Origin of the sequence: Mannheimia haemolytica (assembly GCF_004342115.1) — a bacterium.
GTDB classification, from domain to species: Bacteria; Pseudomonadota; Gammaproteobacteria; order Enterobacterales; family Pasteurellaceae; genus Mannheimia; species Mannheimia haemolytica.
Genome location: NZ_SMAC01000010.1, coordinates 37,587 through 58,467, shown reverse-complemented (window position 1 = coordinate 58,467; position 20,881 = coordinate 37,587). Strand labels below are relative to the sequence as shown.

Genomic DNA, 20,881 nt, shown 5'->3' with positions numbered 1-20,881 from the left:
AAAACTGCCAGCTGATAATTGTTTAAAACTCAACCACCTGCCAGTTTCACTTTGAAACCTTTCTGTTCTAAGATTTGCTTAATGAATCCTCGATTATCGCCCTGGATTTCAATTACTCCATCTTTAAATGAGCCACCACAACCCAATTTACGTTTAAGCTCTGAAGCAAGAGAATTTAAGGCTTTATCCTCTAAATCAAGACCGGTGATAAGGCAAACACCTTTCCCCTTTCTACCGCTTGTTTGACGTTGAATACGCACAATACCATCCCCTTTAGGGCGCTCTTCTTTTATTACTTCGGACTTTATTCTGCCTGTTTCCGTTGAATAGACTAATGTCATTTACAAATTTTTCCTCAAAAATAACCGCTTGTTTGATTAAAAAAGGCGGAAATTTTTCCGCCTTCATTAAAAATGCAATGAATTAACTGATAGATTGGTTAATAGATTTTAATACCGCAAGCGGATCTTGAGCTTGGGTAATAGGACGACCAATAACCAAAAAATCTGAGCCTGTTTCTACTGCTTGTTTGGGTGTCATCACTCGGCGTTGATCCCCAAAATCTGTTCCTTTTGGCCGGATTCCTGGGGTCACTAATTTAAAATCTTGACCACAATGGGTACGTAATACCTCAACTTCTTGTGGAGAACATACCACGCCATCTAAACCAGCCCGTTGTGCTAAATGTGCTAAACGAATAACTTGTTCCATCGGCGAAGCATTAATACCTATTTGAAGCAAATCCAAATCTTCCATACTGGTTAGAACCGTCACTGCAATTAATAATGGTGCCTCTTTGCCATAAGGCTCCAAAATTTTCTTTGCCTCTTCCATCATGGCTAAACCACCAGAAGCATGCAAGTCAACCATCCACACACCAAGATCAGCAGCAGAACGTACTGCTCGAGCAACCGTATTTGGAATATCATGATATTTTAAATCAAGGAATACATCAAATTTACGTTCGTGTAATTGTTTGACAAAATTTGTGCCTAAGGTTGTAAACATTTCTTTGCCTACTTTTAAACGACAAAGCGACGGATCGACCAAATCCACAAATTCTAATGCTTCACGTTCAGTTTCATAGTCTAACGCAACAATTACTTTATTGTTCATTTTCAATTCCTCAGATTCTTTCTTTATTGAATAATACCTTCGATACTTTGTACCGGCTTAATTTTTTCCCATTGATTACAAGAAGGACATTGCCACATTAAGCGATAACTTTGATAACCACAATTTAAACAGCGATATTGGAAGCTGCGTTTTATCTGATTTCCCACCATATTATGTAATAAAACTAAGCTTTCCTTACCATTTCCTTCCTCCGCAAAATCTGCTTGATAGCGAATAAAGCGGTGAAAAGTAATTAAATTCGGATAAGTACTCAACTGCTGGTATAGTTTAGAATGTGCAGCATTGATACCATCTTTTTCTTCAATAAATTCAGTTAAAGCAATATCTACACTACTATTATGTTTTACTCGGTTTGCTCGAATGAGAAATAACTCATAGCCATTTAAATCCTCAAGAGCCATATAGCTTTGCTTAATTCGTCCAAGCACTTCGCTAATATAATCAGGGTCTTGCACAAGAATCTGTTCGAAATAGCTTAATGCTCTTAGATATTCTCCCTCTTCTAAATAGAAATCACCTAATATTATAGAAGCGCGTGTGGATTGAGGATAATATTCTAACGCTTTATTTAACGATTCAATAAATGCCGCTTTATCATCAAATTTAACCCCTTGCGCATATTCACAATAAAAATGTGAAAGCGGTATTTTATCTGCATCCGGCTCTATTCGAAGCCGTTTTTCTGTAACATTAATCGCTTTTTTCCATTCTCTGGTTTTTTGGTAAATAACAGCAAGCTGAGATAAAGAATATTTAGCAAACTCAGGTTCATCAACTAATGAAATGTAATAATTTTCTGCACGGTCATAGAAACCTGCAACCATAAAGTCTTTAGCTAATTGCTGTTTTGCTAATAATTTTTGATCAAATGAATAATGAGGGCTATTCACTAATGTTTGGTGAATACGTAAGGCACGATCTACCTCACCTCTTGAACGGAAAAGATTACCTAGGGTTAACTCCGCTTCAAATTGGGATTCAGATGCAATATGATTTTCGGATTCTTGTTTTTGTAACATAGAGAGGAAAAGGTCCACCGCCTTTTCCTGCTGATTAGATAAAAGAAAATTTAACCCCGTAACATACTCACGAGAGAACTTATTACTAGCGGTTTCTTGATCCTTCTTTGCACTACGTTGTCCCATATACCAGCCATATAGTGCTGCAATAGGCAATAAAAGGAACAATAATTCAAGCATTGATTATTCAGCCTTTGGAGTCGTTAATTCAGTTATTTGCTGAGCTTGGCGCTTTACACGACGATTTAAAGCAACGTTTTGAAACTTAATTTTTAAGTAAAAAATACCCGTTACCAACCAACCAAGAATCAATCCTAAGCCAAATAAAATCGCAACTAACGTTGATAAGCGTAATTCACTCTGAGCAAAAATATAGTTAAAGGTGATAAGTTGATCATTATTGGCACCAATCGTAACAGCGACAATAATAACTGCAATCACAATTAAAATACCTAAAATATACTTAATCATATAATCTCCTTACTACGATTATTGAATTAATAAGACTTAAAGCAGATCAACTCTCTCTTTTAGATCTTTACCAGCTTTAAAATGTGGTACATATTTCGCGCCTAAAAGAACACTTTCTCCTGTTTTGGGATTGCGACCTAAACGCGGCTGCCGATAATGTAGAGAAAAACTACCAAATCCTCTTACTTCTATCCTTTCACCTTCTTCTAAAGTAGCCGTTAACTGCTCTAAAAGCTCTTTTACACAATGCTCCACCATTTTAATTGGTAAACTTGGATTTTTAGATGCTAAACTCTCAATTAATTCAGATTTAGTCATATTATTTCTACCAAAAATTAATTCTATTTTGAATAATCATTTATTATGAAAATAAGTATTCAAAATGGCATTTCTAAGTTTAAATGGGTATGTTCAAAACATACCCATTTTAGATTAGTCTATACTAATTATTCGCCTTTAGCTGCTTTGAAAGCTTCAGCAAATGCATTAGGTACAACAACTTCCTCTTTGTTCACTTGTGCAATTGCTGCTGATTCTTCAGCTTCGTTTTTTGCACGAACAGATAAGTTAACTACGCGAGATTTACGATCAACACCGGTGTATTTCGCTTCGATTGAATCGCCAACAGAAATAACAGAAGTGATGTCTTCTACACGCTCAGCAGTTGCTTCGTTTGCACGAATAAATGCTTCAACGCCACCTTCCAATTCAACTTTAACGCCTTTAGCATCAACTTCTACAACTTTACCTGTTAAGATTGCACCTTTTTTAGTACCATCTACAAAGTTTGTGAAAGGATCAGATTCTAATTGTTTGATACCTAAAGAGATACGCTCTTTCACTGCATCAACTTGTAGAACAACAGCTTCTACTTCATCACCTTTTTTGTAGTTACGAACTGCTTCTTCACCTGAAACATTCCAAGAAATGTCAGATAAGTGAACTAAACCGTCAATACCACCTTCTAAACCGATGAAAATACCGAAGTCAGTAATTGATTTGATTTTACCTGATACTTTATCATTTTTGCTGTGAGTTGCCGCAAATTGTTCCCAAGGGTTTGCTTTACATTGTTTTAAACCTAATGAGATACGACGACGTTCTTCATCAACTTCAAGTACCATTACTTCAACTACATCGCCTACGTTAACCACTTTAGATGGGTGAATGTTTTTGTTTGTCCAATCCATTTCTGAAACGTGAACTAAACCTTCAACACCGTCTAAAATCTCAACGAAGCAACCGTAGTCAGTTAAGTTAGTTACTTTACCAGTTAATTTGCTGTTTACCGGGTGGTTTTCAGCAATTACAGCCCAAGGATCTTGACCTAATTGTTTTAAGCCTAATGATACACGAGTTTTGTCTTTGTCAAATTTTAATACTTTAACAGTAACTTCATCGCCTACATTAACCACTTCACTTGGGTGTTTAACACGTTTCCAAGCCATATCTGTGATATGTAATAAACCGTCAACGCCACCTAAATCTACGAATGCACCGTAGTCAGTTAAGTTTTTAACTGTACCTTTAACTTCAGAACCTTCAACTAAGTTTGCTAATACCGCATCACGATCTTGGTTGCTTTCTGTTTCGATAACAGCACGACGAGATACTACTACGTTGTTACGTTTTTGATCTAATTTGATTACTTTGAATTCGTACTCTTTACCTTCTAGGTTTAAAGAATCACGAACCGGACGAGTATCAACTAATGAACCAGGTAAGAATGCACGAACACCGTTTAATTCAACAGTGAAACCGCCTTTTACTTTACCATTTACGAAACCGATAACTGTAGCTTGTTCTTCAAATGCTTTCTCTAAAGCAATCCAAGCTTCGTTACGTTTTGCATCACCACGAGAAACTACTGTTGCACCAAAACCGTCTTCTACAGCTTTAAGAACAACATCTACTTCATCACCCACTTGAACTTCTAATTCACCTTGTGCGTTAGTAAATTCTGAGGCATCGATTGCAGATTCAGATTTGAAACCTGTATCAACAATAACTAAGCCTTTTTGGATAGCAACAACAGTACCTTTAACAACATCACCTAAACGTGGTGTAGCTGCAAATGATTCTTCAAGTAGTTGAGCAAACGATAATTCTGACATAATAAATCTTCTTAAAAATAAACATCCATCTAACGTCCTGTTAAACGGGGTTGATAATAAAAGCTACACAAATCCTATGTGAAGCAACAAACTAAAATTTAATGTATTGAGCGATATGATTTAATGCTTGGTTAATCACATCTTCAATTGATAAATGCGTTGAATCTAACAGCAACGCATCTTTAGCCGGAACAAGTGGCGCGACTGCTCGATTTCTATCGCGAAAATCACGTTCTTTTATCTCGGCTAAAATCTCGTCAAAGTTAGCATTAAATCCCTTTTCTTGCAACTGTTTTACACGTCTTTTTGTGCGTTCTTCGGCACTTGCATCTAAAAACAGCTTAATTTGTGCATCAGGAAACACAACTGTCCCCATATCTCGTCCATCTGCAATCAGACCTTTTTCGCTACTAAAGGCTCTTTGGCGTTCTAAAAGTGCTTCACGTACCAAAGGGAAAGCAGCGACTTTAGAGGCATTTTGACCTGCTTCTGCCGTTCGGATTAAGTCGCCTACATTTTCTCCTTCCAAAATCACCTGAATCTCGCCATTTTCTGGCAAAAATTGAATATCAAGATTACGCCCAACTTCCGCTAGTTTTTCCTCATCATCAAGGGGAACCTCTTTTTTAATTGCGCTTAATGCAGTAATCCGGTATAAGGCTCCAGAATCTAAAAAATCAAACCCTAATTTTTCAGCCAATGCATGACATAACGTTCCTTTACCTGCACCACTCGGCCCATCAACTGTAATCACTATTTTTTTCATTTTCTACCCTATTGAGTCTGTAACTCAGTAATAGTTACATCAAAGTTAAGTAATTGTTCATCACGTTGAACCAATACTTTTACTGTAGTATAAGGTTTCATTTCAGCAAGCTCTTCCATCATTTGAGAAGGAGAGAATGCCTCAATATCTCCGACTTTAAGCACTAAGTCACCTGCTTGAATCCCCGCTTTTGCGGCTGGCCCATTTTTATCTACATTAACAATGATCACCCCTTTTTCATAACCTTGCATTTTTGCGGTGTCAAGCAAATCTGTACTTACCCCAAAATAGCCACGAATAACTCGGCCATCTTTAATGATCTTACTCATAATTTGATTCGCCAGATTAATGGGAATCGCAAAATTTAGGCCCTCTGACAATTCATTCGTATTTTTCCCAAAACGCAAAGTGTTAATACCTATTAGCTCACCAGCAGTATTAATTAAAGCACCACCTGAGTTCCCTTGATTAATGGAAACATCTGTCTGAATAAAATTTTGTCTACCACTTTCTGTTAAGGTTTTTCGCCCAATAGCACTGACTATCCCTTGCGTAATGCTCTGTCCTAAATTCAAAGGATTACCAATTGCCAACACCACATCGCCAATTTGTAGTTTGCGCTCCGGATTTTGTGGAATAGTAGGTAAATTCTCACCCTCAATTTTTAAAACAGCTAAATCAGTTAAAGAATCATCGCCGACTAATTTTACATTAGTCGAAATAGCACCGTTTTGCAAAGCAATCACGATTTGATCCGCATCTTCAATCACATGCCTGTTAGTTAAAATATAGCCATCGCTACTCATAATCACACCCGAACCTAAATTCTTAACTTCAAATGTTTCATTTTCAGAACTAAAATTTCGGCTATATACGTTAACGACTGCGGGGGAGGCTATTTTAACCGCTGCATTGTAGCTTACAATCTCTTTTTGAGTGAATGCTGATAATGAAAACGAACTCCCTTTACTCTGAATAATTGGAGCTACAAACAAAATTAAAATTGCACAAAAAAGTCCAAATATGACCGCTTGTCCGATTTTTTTCAGCATGTATGTTACCCTAAATTATAAACGACGAGCCTGCCAGAAAGCCTTAGACCAATATGGCGAATCCAAATCAGAATAAATCACCCCTCCCTTTGTTGAGGCGTGAAGAAATTGCCCATTTTTTACATAAACACCAACGTGTTTCCCATTTGGACCACGCCCTGTCTTGAAAAAAACTAAATCACCTGTACGCAATTCGTCTTTGGATATACGCTCACCAGCCTTAGCCTGCTCTGTGGTGGTTCTCGGCAAATCTATCCCAAAAAGATCTTTAAAAGTGACTTGCATAAAACCAGAACAGTCGATGCCAGCCTTGCTATTGCCACCTAAACGATAGCGAGTGCCTTTCCATTCGTGTTGATGTTCACTTAATCGACTAATTGCCATAATAGGATCAGAAAGGTCTGATTGGTATATTGAACGATAAACTTTACTTTTTACTTGAGACTTAGAGGTTGTATCTGAACTTGAACAAGCCACTAACATCGCTGTAGTAGCTAACAAACAACCTAAGGAAAGCCACCGTTTGGTTAATTTCATTTATTACTCCACATTAAATCTAACTAATATAACTGCCCCTATGATTGGGAGCTAGCTTGCTCAACACGTTCTCGTAATTTTTGCCCAGCTTTAAAAACTACTACTCGACGGGCTGAAACAGCCACATTTTCCCCCGTTTTAGGATTTCTTCCTGGACGAGCTTTTTTTTCTCTCAGTGAAAAATTACCAAAACCAGATAATTTCACTTCTTCACCATTTTCGAGGGAGGATCGGATCTCTTCAAAGAACAATTCAACAAATTGCTTCGCTACACGCTTTTCTAACCCAAATTTTTCAATCAGGTTTTCTGCAATTTCAATCTTGGTAAGCGCCATCATTTATCCTTAGTTTATTGTTATGGCTGATAAAATAAATCAGCCATATTTTACTGATTAATCACGAAGTACCGCATTGAAACGTGTTGCTAATTCAGCTAATACCGCTTGAATTACCGCATTGATTTCATTTTCTTCTAATGTTTTTTCATTATCTTGAACCGTTAAGCTAATGGCTAAACTCTTCTTACCACTTTCTAAATTCGAACCACGGTAAACGTCAAATAAATTTACTGCCACTAATTTATTACCACCAGCTTTACGACAAGCCTCTAACACCTCACCTGCAGGAACAGATTCATCAACCACTACCGCAATATCACGGTTATTTGCAGGAAATTTAGAAATTTCGCCCGCTTGTGTAACCGGACGCTCTGCAATAGCTGATGCTAGAATTTCACATACAATCGGTTTGCCTTTAATGCCAAACTTTTGCACAATTGACGGGTGAACAGTTCCGATAAAACCAATTTCTTTGCCATCAAGCATAATCGCAGCCGATTGCCCCGGGTGTAATGCTGGGAACTGTTTTGCGACAAATTGCAGATCGTGGCGGATAGCGGTTAAAGAAAGAATACGCTCAATATCGCCTTTTAAATCAAAGAAATCGGCTGCTTCTGATTTGTTTTCCCAATGTACCGGACGTTTATCGCCTACAATCGCCGCACCAAAAACAAATTCTTGACGCACGCCTGATTCCGCATTGCTATCCGGAATAAAACGTAGACCTGCTTCAAAAATACGCACACGGTTTTGCTGACGGCTTTGGTTATACACGATAGTGTCCAACAAACCGGTTAAAAGAGAAACACGCATTGCCGACATTTCACTTGAAATCGGGTTTGGTAAAATCAAGGCTTCTTGCTGTGGGTGCAATAATGATTGTTTTTTCGGATCAACAAAGCTATAAGTAATCACTTCTTGGTAATCACTATCTACCAATGCCATACGAATACGGTTTGCTTCCAGTAATTTTTCCGGCGTACCTTTCATCGTTAAATGAGCAAGTGGCGAATTATTTGGGATACTGTTGTAGCCATAAATTCGCGCGATTTCTTCAATTAAATCTTCTTCAATTTCAATATCAAAACGCCAACTTGGAGCAATTGCCGTCCAACTATTATCCGCAAATGTTACGTTCAAGCCTAAGCGGGTTAAAATATCGGTTACCGTTGCATCGTCAATATGATGACCAATCACCGAATCTAATTTACTGCGTCTAAGCGTGACAGTATTGCGTTTTGGTAGGTTTTCTTGGCTCACGGCTTCCACAATTTCACTTGCTTCACCGCCGCAAATTTCCAGTAATAATGCCGTTGCACGCTCCATTGCTTGACGAGTTAATTCTGGATCAACCCCACGCTCAAAACGGTGTGATGCGTCGGTATGTAACCCATATTGACGAGCGCGACCGGTAATCGCTAATGAAGCAAAAAATGCAGACTCTAACACCACATCTTTCGTATTCTCGCTCACCCCGCTGGCTTCGCCACCGAAAATACCTGCCATAGCCAATGCCCCTTTGCTATCAGCAATCACTAAGGTATTCGATTGTAATTTAGCGTTTGTGCCATCTAGCAATACCAATTCTTCGCCTTCTTTTGCCATACGCACTTGAATGCCACCTTCAATTTTCGCTGCATCAAAGGCGTGCATTGGCTGCCCTAATTCTAAAAGGCTCAAGTTAGTAATATCAACGATTGGATCGATTGAGCGAATCCCACAACGGCGTAATTTCTCTTGTAACCAAAGTGGCGATGTCGCTTTGACATTCACATTTTTCACCACACGGGCTAAATAGCGAGGGCAAGCCTCCGGTGCTTGTAATTCCACTGAAACTTTATCTGAAATCGTGGCTTTTACATCTGTAATAGTTGGAGCTTTCACATCGACACGGTTAATCACCCCCACTTCACGAGCAATGCCGGCAATGCTTAAGCAGTCGGCACGGTTTGGCGTAAGGCTGATTTCAATCGCCACATCATTTAAATTTAAATATTCACGGAAATCTTGACCAATAGGTGCATCAGCAGGTAATTCAATAATACCGCTATGATCTTCTTTAATCCCAAGTTCTGAGTAAGAACATAACATCCCCTCTGAAGGCTGACCACGCAATTTGGTTTTCTTAATTTTGAAATCGCCCGGTAGCACTGCACCTTCAACAGCGCAAGCCACTTTTAAACCTTGACGGCAGTTTGGTGCACCACAAACAATATCTAATAAACGTTCGCCACCAACATTCACTTTAGTGACACGCAATTTGTCAGCATCCGGGTGCTGGGCGCATTCCACCACTTCACCCACAACTACACCCGAAAACGCACCAGCTACCGGCTCTACATCGTCAACTTCTAACCCTAACATTGTAATTTGGTCGCATAACTGTTCTGTGCTAATTGCTGGGTTTACCCATTCACGCAACCAAGATTCATTGAATTTCATTATTTCTATCCTATTTGTAAAATTTTCTAAATTTTTAACCGCTTGTATTACTTAAATTGTTTTAAGAAACGTAAGTCATTTTCAAAGAATGAACGTAAATCCGTGACATTGTAGCGTAACATCGTTAAACGCTCGACGCCCATTCCCACAGCAAAACCGCTATATTCTTCAGGGTCAATCCCTACATTGCGTAACACATTCGGGTGTACCATACCGCAACCTAACACTTCTAACCATTTGCCGTTTTGACGCATTACATCTACTTCTGCAGAAGGCTCAGTGAATGGGAAGAATGACGGGCGGAAACGCACTTGTAAATCTTCTTCAAAGAATGCTTTGAGAAAATCGTGAATTAAGCCTTTTAACTCGGTAAAGTTTGCTTTTTTATCCACATATAACAATTCGATTTGGTGGAACATCGGTGTGTGGGTTTGGTCGTAGTCATTACGATATACACGCCCCGGTGCCACAATACGGATAGGCGGTTTTACATTTTCCATTGTACGGATTTGCACACCCGAGGTTTGGGTTCTTAATAAACGATTGGCATCAAACCAAAACGTATCGTGATCCGCTCGAGCCGGATGATGATCCGGAATGTTTAACGCATCGAAGTTATAGTAATCGGTTTCAATTTCAGGTCCGTTTGCTACGGTAAAACCTAATTCAGAGAAAAATTTCACCACACGCTCAATAGTGATAGAAACAGGGTGCAAACCACCTAATTCAGTTTTACGCCCCGGCAGTGAAACATCAATGCTCTCATTAGCTAATTTTGCATTTAATACAGCTTGTTCCCATTCTTCTTTTTTGGCATTTAACACATCAAGCACAACTTGCTTTGCTTCATTAATTTTTGCTCCGATTGCCGGTCTTTCTTCCGCTGCAATATTGCGTAATTCTTGCATTAACGTTGTAAAATGCCCTTTTTTACCAAAATATTCGACTCTAAACTCTTCTAAAGCCTCTAAATTTTGATCAATCTTATCTAAAGCTTCACGTGCTTTATTAGTTAAATCTTTTAGGTGTTGCATTACCTATCCTCTAAACTCAATGAAATAAAAAATTTCATGAATAATAATACTTTAGCCAGAAAAAGTAAATCAACCGATTCGTTAAATGATTGATTTTTAAGGTAAAGCAATTTTAAACAAGCGGTCATTTTTTCCTAATTTTTTGCAAATTAACAGGCGTGAAATTCGCATTCTGCTCTAAATCAAGTTATCATTAATCTACTTATTTCACTTATAAAAGGAAAAACGATGTTTAATATTAGCAAACAGCAAGTTTTAGACGCTTTTCACTTCCGTTCGGCCTGTCGCAGTTACGATCCAAACAAAAAAATCAACAAAGAAGATATGGATTATATTTTGGAACTCGGGCGTCTCTCACCAAGCTCTGTCGGTTCTGAACCGTGGAAATTTTTAGTGCTACAAAACCCGGAAACCCGTCAGAAAATCGCCCCGGTTTCGTGGGGAATTAAACACCCAATGGAAGAAATGAGCCATTTAGTGGTGATTTTAACCAAAAAGAATGTCCGTTATGATTCTGTCTATATGCGTGATATGTTAGCCAAACGAGGCTTAACCTATGAGCAGATTGAAGCCTCGCTGGTACGCTATAAGTCGTTCCAAGAAGAGGATATGAAATTGCTTAGTGAACGTGAATTATTCGATTGGAGTACCAAGCAAACCTATATTGCATTAGGCAATATGATGACCGGTGCGGCTCTGATTGGTATTGACTCTTGCCCGATTGAAGGTTTTCATTACGATACCGTAAACCAAATTTTATCGGACGAAGGCTTATTTGACCTAAACGAATATGGTGTGTCTTGTATGATAACTTTTGGCTATCGCAACAAAGAAATTAAGAAAAAATCCCGCAAACCTACCGAAGAAGTGATTGCGTGGATTGAATAATCACCTTAACTTATAAAAACGGGCGAATTAATCGCCCATTTTTATATCTTTAGTTTTGACTACTCGGCTTTCACCCATTTATTGGTTAATGTGCCCGCCACCATTGCACCATTCACGTTTAAGGCGGTGCGAGCCATATCAATAATCGGCTCAACTGAAATGAGCAAGCCTACTAACTCAATCGGCAGATTCAAGGTTGATAGCACCACAATCGCCGCAAAAGTTGCACCACCACCTACACCGGCAATGCCAAATGAGGAAATTGCCACCACCAAAATCAAGGTTAAAATATAGTTTAAGATAAACGGATCCATTCCCACTGTTGGAGCGACCATCACCGCCAACATTGCCGGATAAATTCCCGCACAGCCATTTTGCCCGATGGTTGCCCCAAAGGTTGCAGAAAAGTTGGCAATCACACTGTTATTACCTAATTATTGGTTTGCGTCTCAATATTCAACGGAATGGTTGCCGCACTGGAACGAGACGTAAAAGCAAAACTTAATGTCGGCAACACTTTTTTGTAGTAATCCAACGGGTTGATTTTAGCCACAAAGAGTAAAATACCGTGCACAATAAACATCAAACCAATCGCAATGTATGATGCCACAATAAAGCTACCTAAATTTACAATATCGCTCCATTGAGAAGTTGCCGCCATTTTGATCATCAACGCAAATACGCCATAAGGGGTTAGGCGAATCACAAAACGTACTAAACGCATAACCAGTTTATTTAAGGTCTCTACACCTTGTGCGATACGTTCGCCCAACGCTTTATCTTCTTTGCCTAAGCTCAGTGCAGCAATGCCTAGCAGAGCCGAGAAAATAACCGTGTTGATGATCGACGTTGGGTTTGCACCGGTTAATTCTAAAAACGGATTTTTCGGAATGAAAGAAAGCAACATTGAAGGCACAGATAAGTTGCTCACCTGCTCCACACGCCCTACCACTTTCTCTTGAGCGGCAAGCTCACGGGAGCCGGCGACTAAACCCTCGGCAGATAAATCAAACAGATACACTAAAGCAATACCAATCGCTGCGGCAATCGCGGTGGTCACTAATAACACTGATAGCACACTAAAACTAATTTTGCCTAAAGATCCTGCCTCTTTTAAGCGGGTAATTGCCGATAAAATAGAGACAAACACCAATGGCATTACGATCATTTGTAGCAAGCGAACATAACCGTTACCAATTAAGTTAATCCAATCAAGAGTTGCATCAACAGTAGCTTTTTCGTAAAAAGTTTGCAAAAAAGCACCGCTTGCAAGCCCTAAAAATAACCCAATAAACACCGTTTGACCGAGTTTTTGCGTAGATTTATAAATTTTAGCCAATAAAAATAGTATTGCCGCAAAGACAATTAAGTTGAAAATAAGCACAGAACCTCCAAAGTAAAACCGCTTATTATAAAAATGCCGCAAGAGTATTACGCTTGCGACATTCATTCAAGATGATTTATTACTTTGGTATAACTAAAAGTTATAATAATTCCCAGCTTAGATTAGAGATCAAACGGCAAGGATCACATCTAAAATGGAAAATATCATGCAACGGCTCAGTTAATTTCCATTCTCCGCCACAACAAGGGCATTTGCGTTGATATTCACCTTCATCACGCCCTAAACGGTAGAGGTAATAAAAGGTGGGAATGTGGGTTCTCTGCTCAATTTGCTGACATAGATCTCGACCGATCGTTGCAAGAACGCTTGTTTCATCGCTAATTTGAGCAAGTGCGTGGCACTCTAGCACATTGCCGTTCATTTGTAGCAGATCGCACGCTTGCCAATTTTGCTGCCATTCCAATATCGCTTCGCTAAGAGACTGATCCTGTAAAGAATAAAGCGGAATTGGGGCAAACTGCTCTCCATCATAGAGTGGCGAGCAGGTATCTAAATGGGTGGTATATAATATTTGAAACGCTGGCGATCGGTTATGACTGCTTTCTTCGCCCTGATAATCTCGCCCGACAAGCTCAAAACTTGCAAAATTCACGCCAATTTCAACCGCTTGTTGCAACGCTTCATTCACTTCATCGCTATTATATTGTGGCAAAAGGCTTTCTTGTGTCGGCACACAAACCCGAGCTTGAAACTCATTTTGGTGAAAGGTAATCGGCATTTCTCTGCCAATGACTTGCCCGTTATATAACCACTGATTTAAGACTTGGCTGATTGCCGTCACCGGATCTTGCTCAAAATTATGGTAGCTGAAATGCACGATTGCCAGATACATTAAATATTCTCCGCCATAAATTCTTGTTTGACCACCGTAGTCGGCTCTTGATGAATGATAACGTGAGACATTGGAAATGCCGCCAGCAATTTCTGCTCAAGGCTATCAGTTATTTCGTGAGCTACCAGCAGCGTTAAGTGATCGTCTAATTCCAAATGTAGTTGGATAAACCGTACCGCACCTGCACGGCGGGTTAGAATATCGTGAATCCCTAAAATGTTCGGATGTTGCGAAGCAATCTGTTTTATCTGTTCAATTTCTTCATCGGGCAAGGCTTGGTCTAGCAAAGTTTGTACCGCACACCAAAACATTTTCACTGCATTAAAGGCAATGTAGAGGGCAATACCAATTGCAAAAACCGCATCAGCATAGACAACACCGGCACTATTGAGCAACATTGCCACTAAAATTGCTGCGTTCATTAATAAATCAGTTTGGTAATGTAATGAATCCGCCTCAATCGCCGGACTTTTCGTGAGCGTAACGACATAACGCTGATAAAAGACTAAAAGTGCGGTGATCACAATGGAAGCAATACTCACAATTACCCCAATATCAGATTGAGCAATTAATTCCGGATTAGTCAGTTTGTGGAAGCCTTGTAGCAGCAGGAAAAGCGCCGAGCCGGAAATAAAGGCACTTTGAGCAAGTGCCGCTAAAGATTCCGCTTTGCCGTGTCCGAAGGCGTGATTCTCGTCTGCCGGTTGCAACGCAAAACGCAACACCAAAATATTAGTCAGCGAAGCAAACAGATCTACTACCGAGTCCGTCATTGCTGCCAAGATTGAAATTGCGCCGGTTTTCCACCACGCAAAGGCTTTAATCACAATCAGTAAGATCGCAACAATAATCGCTAAATTTGCTGCACTTTTGACTAATTTGCTGTATTTTTCGTTCATTTACTACATTATTTACTGCATTGGACTTGCCAACCCAGTTGGTTTAATTCAAGAGAAAGTTTGGCAATTTCTTGGCTGTAAGCGGTCAAATTTGGCAATTTTTTTGCAATTGCCTTGCTAACTTCCCGCTTATCTGCAAATTGAATCTGCCCATAACCACAAGCTAAATTCCGCCCACGGGTTACTTCTAACATCACATTGTTAAAACGTTCTGTCGGTGGGTAAATCACACTACTGTGTAATTCATTTTGTTCGATTGCCACTTTTGCTTCAAGCTCCGGCTTTTTCGCAAAACTTGCTTGGCGGAATGCAGCTCGTTGCTCTAAGGTTTGATTTTTACTGTTTTTATCCAAGAAAAATAAAATGCCTTTTTGCCAATTTTCCAGATTTTTCTCACTCTTTTCGGGCAAATAAAGTAAATGTTGCATTTCGTCAATTTGGCTGTGAGTAACTTTTACAAAAGTATCCTGCCCAAAGCGAATAGCATCAGGCACTGCAAATTGTGGGCTTTGGCTGACACAACCTGCCAATGATAACGCAACCAAAGTTATTCCCTTTTTGGTAGCCGACATTATGCCTGCTCCTCACGTTTAAAAACCAGCTCGTTTTCACTAGAACTATCTGCATCAAGCCAATAGCCCCCATAGTTAAACTGTTTGAGCTGTTCGATGCTAGTCGGTTGGGTGTCTAACATAAAGCGGACCATCATTCCACGGGCTTTTTTGGCATAGAAGCTGATCACTTTATATTTGCCGTTTTTCTCATCTAAAAACACCGGCTTGATAATAGTCGCATTTAGATTTTGTGGCTTAACTGCACCATAATATTCATCAGAGGCAAGATTAATTAAAATATCATCGCCTTGTTCATCAATGGCTTGCTGCAAGTGTTCAGTAATAATATTACCCCAGAACGCATAAAGATCTCTGCCCTTCGGATTTGCCAACTTAGTTCCCATTTCTAAACGATAAGGCTGCATTAAATCGAGCGGTTTTAATAAACCATACAAGCCTGAAAGCATACGTAAATGTTGCTGAGCATATTCAACCTGCTCTTTAGTTAGCGTTTCTGCATCTAACCCTGTGTAAACATCGCCTTTAAAAGCAAAAATGGCGGCTTTAGAGTTTTGTTGGTTATGCTCAAGCTGCCATTCGGCAAAGCGAGCGACATTTAAAGCGGCTAATTTATCGCTGATTGACATCAAACTTCCTACTTCGGCTGGTGAAAGCTGTTTACAAATATCAATTAATTCTTGGCTACAAGCGGTCAAATTTGGTTGAGAAAATGCAAAACCGTCAATATTGGTTTTAAAATCAAGGGTTTTGGCAGGGGAAATAATGGCTAACATAAATGCCTCTATCAAATAGTTAATCAGGGCGGTTATTCTACCACAGTCATAAAGACAAAAAAGGCAGGAAACCCTGCCTTCTTGAAAACGAAAAGAAAATTAACGTTTTGAGTATTGTGGACGACGACGTGCTTTGTGTAAACCCACTTTTTTACGTTCAACGCGACGTGCGTCACGAGTAACGAAGCCTGCTGCACGAAGTGCTGGGCGTAGCGTTTCATCGTATTCCATTAATGCACGAGTGATACCGTGACGGATTGCACCCGCTTGACCAGAAATACCACCACCTTTAACAGTGATGTAAAGGTCTAATTTATCAGTTAATTCAACCAATTCTAACGGCTGACGTACGATCATACGAGCTGTTTCACGACCGAAGTAAACTTCAAGTGAACGTTGGTTGATAGTAATGTTACCTGAACCCGGTTTGATAAATACACGGGCTGAAGAGCTTTTGCGGCGACCTGTGCCGTAGTTTTGATTTGCTGCTGTCATTTTTATGCTCCGTGAATTAGATATCTAAAACTTGTGGTTGTTGTGCTTGGTGATTGTGTTCTGAACCTGCGTAAACTTTTAATTTACGGAACATTTCACGACCAAGTGGACCTTTTGGTAACATACCTTTCACTGCGATTTCAATCACAGCTTCAGGACGACGAGCAATCATTTCTTTGAAGGTTGCATCTTTGATGCCACCTACATAGCCAGTGTGCCAGTAGTAGATTTTGTCAGTTTGTTTTTTACCTGTTACTGCTACTTTGTCTGCATTGATCACGATGATGTAATCACCGGTATCAACGTGTGGAGTGTACTCAGGTTTATGTTTACCACGAAGACGGCGTGCCAATTCAGTCGCTAAACGACCTAATGTTTTACCCGTCGCATCTACTACATACCAGTCACGTTGTACTGTTTCTGGTTTTGCTACAAAAGTTTTCATTAATTAAATACCAAATTTAAAGTTTAAAACCCAATACCTCATTGAGGTATTTCCTATTATTTTACGGTGAACCCGACCCCTTCGAGTCTGATTCAGACCAAACTTGTGTGGCGGGGAAAACCACACAAAAACAGGGTGGCGAAATTATACAGAGATTTCACTCAAAAATCTAACATTTTTTGCTGATAATCTTTCAAAATTGAACCTATATCACATTTTAATCATTTGGAGCTTTTCAAATAAAAACTGAAATGTTAAAAATAGCAGTAATCAATCACTAAAACATAAGGAGTTTATGATGGAACAATGGACAACAGATGTTTGGGCAGCCATTATGGCAGCATTTATTGTAGGTGCTGTAATAGGTTGCACTCTAGTTAGAGTATTTAACAGTAGTGTCAGAAAACAGCATGAACTGGAAAAAGAGTTGAAGCAAACCAAAACTCAAGTGGATGAGCAAAAACAAAAACTTGAACAACACTTTGAGCAATCAGCCCAATTACTTTCAAGTTTAGCTTCTGATTATAAAAAGCTTTATACCCATTTAGCACAAAGCTCTGAAAAGCTATTACCAGAAGCATCAAAAAATATTACCTTTTTCCAACAAACCAAATTACCTATTCCGGCAGAAAAAACGGAAGAAGATCAACCTAGAGATTATTCCGAAGGTTCATCTGGCTTACTGAAATCATAAAACTAAAAATTGAATATTTAGTTTTACTAAAAGGCACTTAGTTTAAGGATTGATTCCGTTGGAATCAATCCTTTATTCTAAACCGCTACATTAAGCAGTTAACAACATTTTTCAGCTTTAGATACTGAACTTAGGTTATAAGAAGCCTATTTTGTAAGAGTTATTCCCACTCAATGGTTGCCGGTGGTTTTCCGCTCACGTCATACACCACACGGGAAATACCGTTCACTTCGTTAATAATGCGGTTGGAGATTTTGCCTAATAGATCATACGGCAAGTGCGCCCAGTGAGCGGTCATAAAGTCGATGGTTTCCACCGCACGCAAGCTGACGACCCAGTCATATTTGCGTCCATCGCCCATTACGCCCACCGATTTCACCGGCAAGAATACCGTGAAAGCTTGGCTGACTTTGTAGTACCAGCCGGCTTTGTGCAGTTCTTCGATGAAGATCGCATCGACTTTACGCAGTAAATCGCAGTACTCTTTTTTGATTTCGCCCAGCACACGCACGCCTAAGCCCGGGCCGGGGAACGGGTGGCGGTTGAGCATTTCAGCCGGTAAGCCGAGTGCCAAGCCGATTTTGCGCACTTCGTCTTTAAACAATTCACGCAACGGTTCGACTAAGCCGAGCTTCATATAATCCGGCAAGCCGCCAACGTTATGGTGTGATTTAATCACGTGGGCTTTGCCGGTTTTGCTGGCGGCGGATTCAATCACATCAGGGTAGATCGTGCCTTGTGCAAGCCATTTGACCGAGCTAAGTTTTTTGCTTTCGTCATCAAACACGTCCACAAACACTTTACCAATGGTTTTGCGTTTAGCTTCCGGTTCGTCTAAGCCTTTTAACGCTTCTAAGAAACGGTCTTCGGCATTCACTCGCACAATGTTCAAACCGAATTTGTTGCCGAACATTTCCATGACTTGATCGCCTTCGTTCAAGCGGAGCAAGCCGTTATCCACAAATACGCAGTGCAGGTTTTTACCGATAGCACGATGTAATAGCAAGGCGGTGACGGAGGAATCCACCCCACCCGACAAACCTAAAATCACCTCGTCATCGCCCACTTGCTCACGAATGCGTTTCACCGCATCTTCAATGATGTTTTCTGCCGTCCAGTTCGTTTCACAGCCGCAAATGCCGACCACGAAGTTTTTCAGCAACGCCAAGCCTTGTTTGGTGTGGGTCACTTCGGGGTGGAACTGCACGCCATAGAAACGGCGGCTTTCGTCCGACATCGCGGCAATCGGGCAGGTTGGGGTAACGCCTGTGATGGTAAAGTGCGGTGGTAATTTGGTGACTTTGTCGCCGTGACTCATCCACACGTCCAATTTTGGCTCGCAAGCGGTCAAATCATCGTTTAAATTTGCAAAAAGTTGATCGGCAGATTTGATAGCCACCGAGGCATAGCCAAATTCACGGTGGTCGGACGTTTCGGTTAAACCGCCCAACTGCATCGCCATTGTCTGCATTCCGTAGCAAATGCCCAGCACTGGCAGACCAGCGTTAAACACATACTCCGGCGCTCGTGGGCTGTTTTCCTCAGTGGTGCTTTCAGGACCTCCTGAAAGAATAATCCCCGTTGGGTTAAATTCACGGATCTGCTCTTCCGTTACGTCCCAAGCCCAAAGCTCGCAGTAAACCCCAATCTCCCGCACACGGCGTGCGATAAGCTGAGTATATTGTGAACCGAAGTCTAAAATTAAAATTTTGTGGTGGTGGATGTTTGTCATTGTAATTTCCTTTAAATTATGGCGTTGTGGTCATGTTAATAAAAGTGCCGCCTACCCCATCGTTTCTATATGTAATAATAAAAGATTGCGTTTTATTACAACCTGTTGCAGTCCAAAGTTCTTTTGCATTACCTTCACTTGGAATATTGATGATTTTTGTATGAATTTTATCAGGAGTACATTTATGTATTGCTTGAAAATACAGATTTATATTTCTTTCTGTGTCCAACTTTAATAAAGGACTGGCCGTTGTTTCTCCTGAATAAGATGGTCCGAAAATACTGCACGCAGATAAAGCGACGATTGAAATTAAACTTAATTTTTTCATTCTATTTATCCTATTAATATTAAAATATCCACTCTCATTTCTAGGTTACTCAAGCCGATAGACTGTTCCAAGTACTTGAAGTAGAAACATTGACAAAATTTCTATAAAAATCGACCATTTATTAACTTGGAGTATTACATTTTTGAAGAATCTTCAAAATCTCTTTCATATCTTTGCCCATATAATCCGCTAAACTTTGGTCAATCAGTATTCGTTTTTCTTCGTAACCAATCACCGTTAAGCCTGCGGTTTTGGCGGCGAGCATTCCGTAGTAGGAGTCTTCAATCGCCACTGCATTTTGTGGCTCAACGCCTAATTTTTCGCAGGTGTAGCGGTAAATGGTTGGGTCTGGCTTGCTGTGTTCAAACTGTTCACCGCTGACGATTAAATCAAATTCGTCTTTAATGCCGCAAACCGTGAGAATATTTTCAATATGCGAAAGGGCGGAAGAAGAGGCAACCGCAAGCTTAATTTGATTCTGCTTGGCAAATTGAATAATTTGCTGAATATCGGCTCTGAAAATGGTTTTAAAATCCACTTTGCTAAACAGATCTTGGAAAAAGGCGTAGTAACGTGCACGAATTTCCTCAATCGGCAAACTGGATTCGCTTAGTTTTTTGATAATCACCGGAATTTCTTTTAAACATTTGCCTACCACTTCCGATTGTTGTTCTAAAGTAATCGGGCGGCTGTGTTCTTTGATGTCTTCAATAAACTGTTTTTGTAAGGAAAATTCCAGATATTCGGTATCCACAATCACGCCGTCCATATCAAAAATGATAGCTTGGAGCATATAGCCTCTTTTGTAAAATTTTAAGAAAATCTAACCACTTATTCCCTCTCTCTGTTTTAAATTACTGAACGTAATTTAAAACGGTCTCTCTCCCACAAGGGGAGAGAGTGAG

General features: G+C 39.9%; 23 protein-coding genes and 1 pseudogene. 2 read left to right on the top strand and 22 right to left on the bottom strand.

Translation table 11 applies throughout. The annotated features are described in order from the left end of the window. Positions 1-29: 29 nt before the first annotated feature. From yciH to pheS, 12 genes are all read right to left on the bottom strand, one after another. The gene (gene yciH / locus EDC41_RS05020) at positions 30-341 is read right to left on the bottom strand and encodes a stress response translation initiation inhibitor YciH (RefSeq protein ID WP_006248560.1); all 312 of its coding nucleotides are present in this window, start codon (positions 339-341) and stop codon (positions 30-32) included. 82 nt (positions 342-423) lie between these two features. Beyond that, positions 424-1,116 carry an orotidine-5'-phosphate decarboxylase gene (gene pyrF / locus EDC41_RS05015; RefSeq protein WP_006248559.1) on the bottom strand — a complete coding sequence of 231 codons (693 nt, stop codon included), beginning with the start codon at positions 1,114-1,116 and terminating at the stop codon, positions 424-426. Positions 1,117-1,139: 23 nt separating this feature from the next. Next, on the bottom strand, positions 1,140-2,336 hold the full coding sequence (gene lapB, locus EDC41_RS05010) for a lipopolysaccharide assembly protein LapB (RefSeq protein ID WP_006248558.1): 1,197 nt from the start codon (positions 2,334-2,336) through the stop codon (positions 1,140-1,142). A gap of 3 nt (positions 2,337-2,339) precedes the next feature. Further along, the gene (locus tag EDC41_RS05005; protein ID WP_006251188.1) at positions 2,340-2,627 is read right to left on the bottom strand and encodes a LapA family protein; all 288 of its coding nucleotides are present in this window, start codon (positions 2,625-2,627) and stop codon (positions 2,340-2,342) included. A gap of 36 nt (positions 2,628-2,663) precedes the next feature. Continuing rightward, the gene (locus EDC41_RS05000) at positions 2,664-2,945 is read right to left on the bottom strand and encodes an integration host factor subunit beta (RefSeq protein ID WP_006248556.1); all 282 of its coding nucleotides are present in this window, start codon (positions 2,943-2,945) and stop codon (positions 2,664-2,666) included. A 128-nt stretch (positions 2,946-3,073) separates the two neighbouring features. Continuing rightward, complete coding sequence (rpsA, locus tag EDC41_RS04995; protein ID WP_006251187.1) at positions 3,074-4,741, bottom strand: 30S ribosomal protein S1; 1,668 nt, start codon at positions 4,739-4,741, stop codon at positions 3,074-3,076. Between the two features lie 91 nt (positions 4,742-4,832). Continuing rightward, on the bottom strand, positions 4,833-5,507 hold the full coding sequence (gene cmk / locus EDC41_RS04990) for a (d)CMP kinase (protein ID WP_006251186.1): 675 nt from the start codon (positions 5,505-5,507) through the stop codon (positions 4,833-4,835). 8 nt (positions 5,508-5,515) lie between these two features. Then, positions 5,516-6,559 (bottom strand): outer membrane-stress sensor serine endopeptidase DegS, encoded by a 1,044-nt coding sequence (degS, locus tag EDC41_RS04985; protein ID WP_006249332.1) that lies wholly within the window; start codon positions 6,557-6,559, stop codon positions 5,516-5,518. A 15-nt stretch (positions 6,560-6,574) separates the two neighbouring features. Further along, entirely contained in the window at positions 6,575-7,096 is a 522-nt protein-coding gene (locus EDC41_RS04980) for an NlpC/P60 family protein (RefSeq protein WP_006251185.1), read from the bottom strand. 38 nt (positions 7,097-7,134) lie between these two features. Then, entirely contained in the window at positions 7,135-7,431 is a 297-nt protein-coding gene (locus EDC41_RS04975; protein WP_006249334.1) for an integration host factor subunit alpha, read from the bottom strand. A 57-nt stretch (positions 7,432-7,488) separates the two neighbouring features. After that, the gene (gene pheT / locus EDC41_RS04970) at positions 7,489-9,876 is read right to left on the bottom strand and encodes a phenylalanine--tRNA ligase subunit beta (RefSeq protein WP_006252789.1); all 2,388 of its coding nucleotides are present in this window, start codon (positions 9,874-9,876) and stop codon (positions 7,489-7,491) included. A gap of 47 nt (positions 9,877-9,923) precedes the next feature. Beyond that, entirely contained in the window at positions 9,924-10,910 is a 987-nt protein-coding gene (gene pheS / locus EDC41_RS04965; RefSeq protein ID WP_006249336.1) for a phenylalanine--tRNA ligase subunit alpha, read from the bottom strand. Between the two features lie 228 nt (positions 10,911-11,138). On the opposite strand from pheS, the gene EDC41_RS04960 reads away from it, so the two are divergent. Next, positions 11,139-11,798: an NAD(P)H-dependent oxidoreductase gene (locus tag EDC41_RS04960; protein ID WP_006249338.1), complete on the top strand. Its 660-nt coding sequence runs from the start codon at positions 11,139-11,141 to the stop codon at positions 11,796-11,798. Positions 11,799-11,857: 59 nt separating this feature from the next. Here the strand turns inward: EDC41_RS04960 and EDC41_RS04955 are convergent. The 7 genes and pseudogenes from EDC41_RS04955 to rplM all read right to left on the bottom strand — a co-directional run bounded on the left by EDC41_RS04955 (position 11,858) and on the right by rplM (position 17,222). Beyond that, positions 11,858-13,182: pseudogene (locus tag EDC41_RS04955) on the bottom strand (L-cystine transporter). Positions 13,183-13,282: 100 nt separating this feature from the next. Beyond that, positions 13,283-14,035, bottom strand: a complete 753-nt coding sequence (locus tag EDC41_RS04950; RefSeq protein ID WP_006251547.1) for a Zn-ribbon-containing protein — start codon at positions 14,033-14,035, stop codon at positions 13,283-13,285. Then, entirely contained in the window at positions 14,035-14,934 is a 900-nt protein-coding gene (locus EDC41_RS04945) for a cation diffusion facilitator family transporter (protein ID WP_020824087.1), read from the bottom strand. The genes EDC41_RS04950 and EDC41_RS04945 overlap by 1 nt, the downstream gene beginning before the upstream one ends. Positions 14,935-14,942: 8 nt before the next feature. After that, the gene (locus tag EDC41_RS04940; protein WP_006251545.1) at positions 14,943-15,506 is read right to left on the bottom strand and encodes a hypothetical protein; all 564 of its coding nucleotides are present in this window, start codon (positions 15,504-15,506) and stop codon (positions 14,943-14,945) included. Then, entirely contained in the window at positions 15,506-16,282 is a 777-nt protein-coding gene (gene yaaA, locus EDC41_RS04935) for a peroxide stress protein YaaA (RefSeq protein WP_006251544.1), read from the bottom strand. Before yaaA ends, EDC41_RS04940 begins: the two co-directional genes overlap by 1 nt. Positions 16,283-16,381: 99 nt before the next feature. Then, complete coding sequence (rpsI, locus tag EDC41_RS04930; protein ID WP_006249344.1) at positions 16,382-16,777, bottom strand: 30S ribosomal protein S9; 396 nt, start codon at positions 16,775-16,777, stop codon at positions 16,382-16,384. Positions 16,778-16,793: 16 nt separating this feature from the next. Further along, positions 16,794-17,222, bottom strand: coding sequence for a 50S ribosomal protein L13 (rplM, locus tag EDC41_RS04925; protein ID WP_006251543.1), 429 nt, complete (start codon positions 17,220-17,222; stop codon positions 16,794-16,796). A 298-nt stretch (positions 17,223-17,520) separates the two neighbouring features. Between rplM and EDC41_RS04920 the strand changes: the two genes are divergently transcribed. Next, positions 17,521-17,916, top strand: coding sequence for a Z-ring associated ZapG family protein (locus EDC41_RS04920; RefSeq protein WP_006248128.1), 396 nt, complete (start codon positions 17,521-17,523; stop codon positions 17,914-17,916). A gap of 160 nt (positions 17,917-18,076) precedes the next feature. Here the strand turns inward: EDC41_RS04920 and guaA are convergent, their stop codons facing one another. The 3 genes from guaA to EDC41_RS04905 all read right to left on the bottom strand — a co-directional run bounded on the left by guaA (position 18,077) and on the right by EDC41_RS04905 (position 20,769). Further along, on the bottom strand, positions 18,077-19,648 hold the full coding sequence (gene guaA, locus EDC41_RS04915) for a glutamine-hydrolyzing GMP synthase (RefSeq protein WP_006251541.1): 1,572 nt from the start codon (positions 19,646-19,648) through the stop codon (positions 18,077-18,079). Positions 19,649-19,664: 16 nt separating this feature from the next. After that, the gene (locus tag EDC41_RS04910; RefSeq protein WP_006248130.1) at positions 19,665-19,976 is read right to left on the bottom strand and encodes a hypothetical protein; all 312 of its coding nucleotides are present in this window, start codon (positions 19,974-19,976) and stop codon (positions 19,665-19,667) included. A 121-nt stretch (positions 19,977-20,097) separates the two neighbouring features. Beyond that, positions 20,098-20,769, bottom strand: coding sequence for an HAD family hydrolase (locus EDC41_RS04905; protein WP_006248131.1), 672 nt, complete (start codon positions 20,767-20,769; stop codon positions 20,098-20,100). Positions 20,770-20,881 lie beyond the last annotated feature (112 nt).

Coding starts and splice junctions, on each gene's coding strand:
- pheT (WP_006252789.1), bottom strand. CDS start 9,876: ATGAAATTCAATGAATCTTGGTTGCGTGAATGGGTAAACCCAGCAATT.
- lapB (WP_006248558.1), bottom strand. CDS start 2,336: ATGCTTGAATTATTGTTCCTTTTATTGCCTATTGCAGCACTATATGGC.
- yciH (WP_006248560.1), bottom strand. CDS start 341: ATGACATTAGTCTATTCAACGGAAACAGGCAGAATAAAGTCCGAAGTA.
- cmk (WP_006251186.1), bottom strand. CDS start 5,507: ATGAAAAAAATAGTGATTACAGTTGATGGGCCGAGTGGTGCAGGTAAA.
- guaA (WP_006251541.1), bottom strand. CDS start 19,648: ATGACAAACATCCACCACCACAAAATTTTAATTTTAGACTTCGGTTCA.
- rpsI (WP_006249344.1), bottom strand. CDS start 16,777: ATGACAGCAGCAAATCAAAACTACGGCACAGGTCGCCGCAAAAGCTCT.
- degS (WP_006249332.1), bottom strand. CDS start 6,559: ATGCTGAAAAAAATCGGACAAGCGGTCATATTTGGACTTTTTTGTGCA.
- EDC41_RS04905 (WP_006248131.1), bottom strand. CDS start 20,769: ATGCTCCAAGCTATCATTTTTGATATGGACGGCGTGATTGTGGATACC.
- EDC41_RS04920 (WP_006248128.1), top strand. CDS start 17,521: ATGGAACAATGGACAACAGATGTTTGGGCAGCCATTATGGCAGCATTT.
- EDC41_RS05005 (WP_006251188.1), bottom strand. CDS start 2,627: ATGATTAAGTATATTTTAGGTATTTTAATTGTGATTGCAGTTATTATT.
- EDC41_RS04910 (WP_006248130.1), bottom strand. CDS start 19,976: ATGAAAAAATTAAGTTTAATTTCAATCGTCGCTTTATCTGCGTGCAGT.
- yaaA (WP_006251544.1), bottom strand. CDS start 16,282: ATGTTAGCCATTATTTCCCCTGCCAAAACCCTTGATTTTAAAACCAAT.
- EDC41_RS04960 (WP_006249338.1), top strand. CDS start 11,139: ATGTTTAATATTAGCAAACAGCAAGTTTTAGACGCTTTTCACTTCCGT.
- EDC41_RS04975 (WP_006249334.1), bottom strand. CDS start 7,431: ATGGCGCTTACCAAGATTGAAATTGCAGAAAACCTGATTGAAAAATTT.
- pheS (WP_006249336.1), bottom strand. CDS start 10,910: ATGCAACACCTAAAAGATTTAACTAATAAAGCACGTGAAGCTTTAGAT.
- pyrF (WP_006248559.1), bottom strand. CDS start 1,116: ATGAACAATAAAGTAATTGTTGCGTTAGACTATGAAACTGAACGTGAA.
- rpsA (WP_006251187.1), bottom strand. CDS start 4,741: ATGTCAGAATTATCGTTTGCTCAACTACTTGAAGAATCATTTGCAGCT.
- rplM (WP_006251543.1), bottom strand. CDS start 17,222: ATGAAAACTTTTGTAGCAAAACCAGAAACAGTACAACGTGACTGGTAT.
- EDC41_RS04950 (WP_006251547.1), bottom strand. CDS start 14,035: ATGTATCTGGCAATCGTGCATTTCAGCTACCATAATTTTGAGCAAGAT.
- EDC41_RS04980 (WP_006251185.1), bottom strand. CDS start 7,096: ATGAAATTAACCAAACGGTGGCTTTCCTTAGGTTGTTTGTTAGCTACT.
- EDC41_RS04945 (WP_020824087.1), bottom strand. CDS start 14,934: ATGAACGAAAAATACAGCAAATTAGTCAAAAGTGCAGCAAATTTAGCG.
- EDC41_RS04940 (WP_006251545.1), bottom strand. CDS start 15,506: ATGTCGGCTACCAAAAAGGGAATAACTTTGGTTGCGTTATCATTGGCA.
- EDC41_RS05000 (WP_006248556.1), bottom strand. CDS start 2,945: ATGACTAAATCTGAATTAATTGAGAGTTTAGCATCTAAAAATCCAAGT.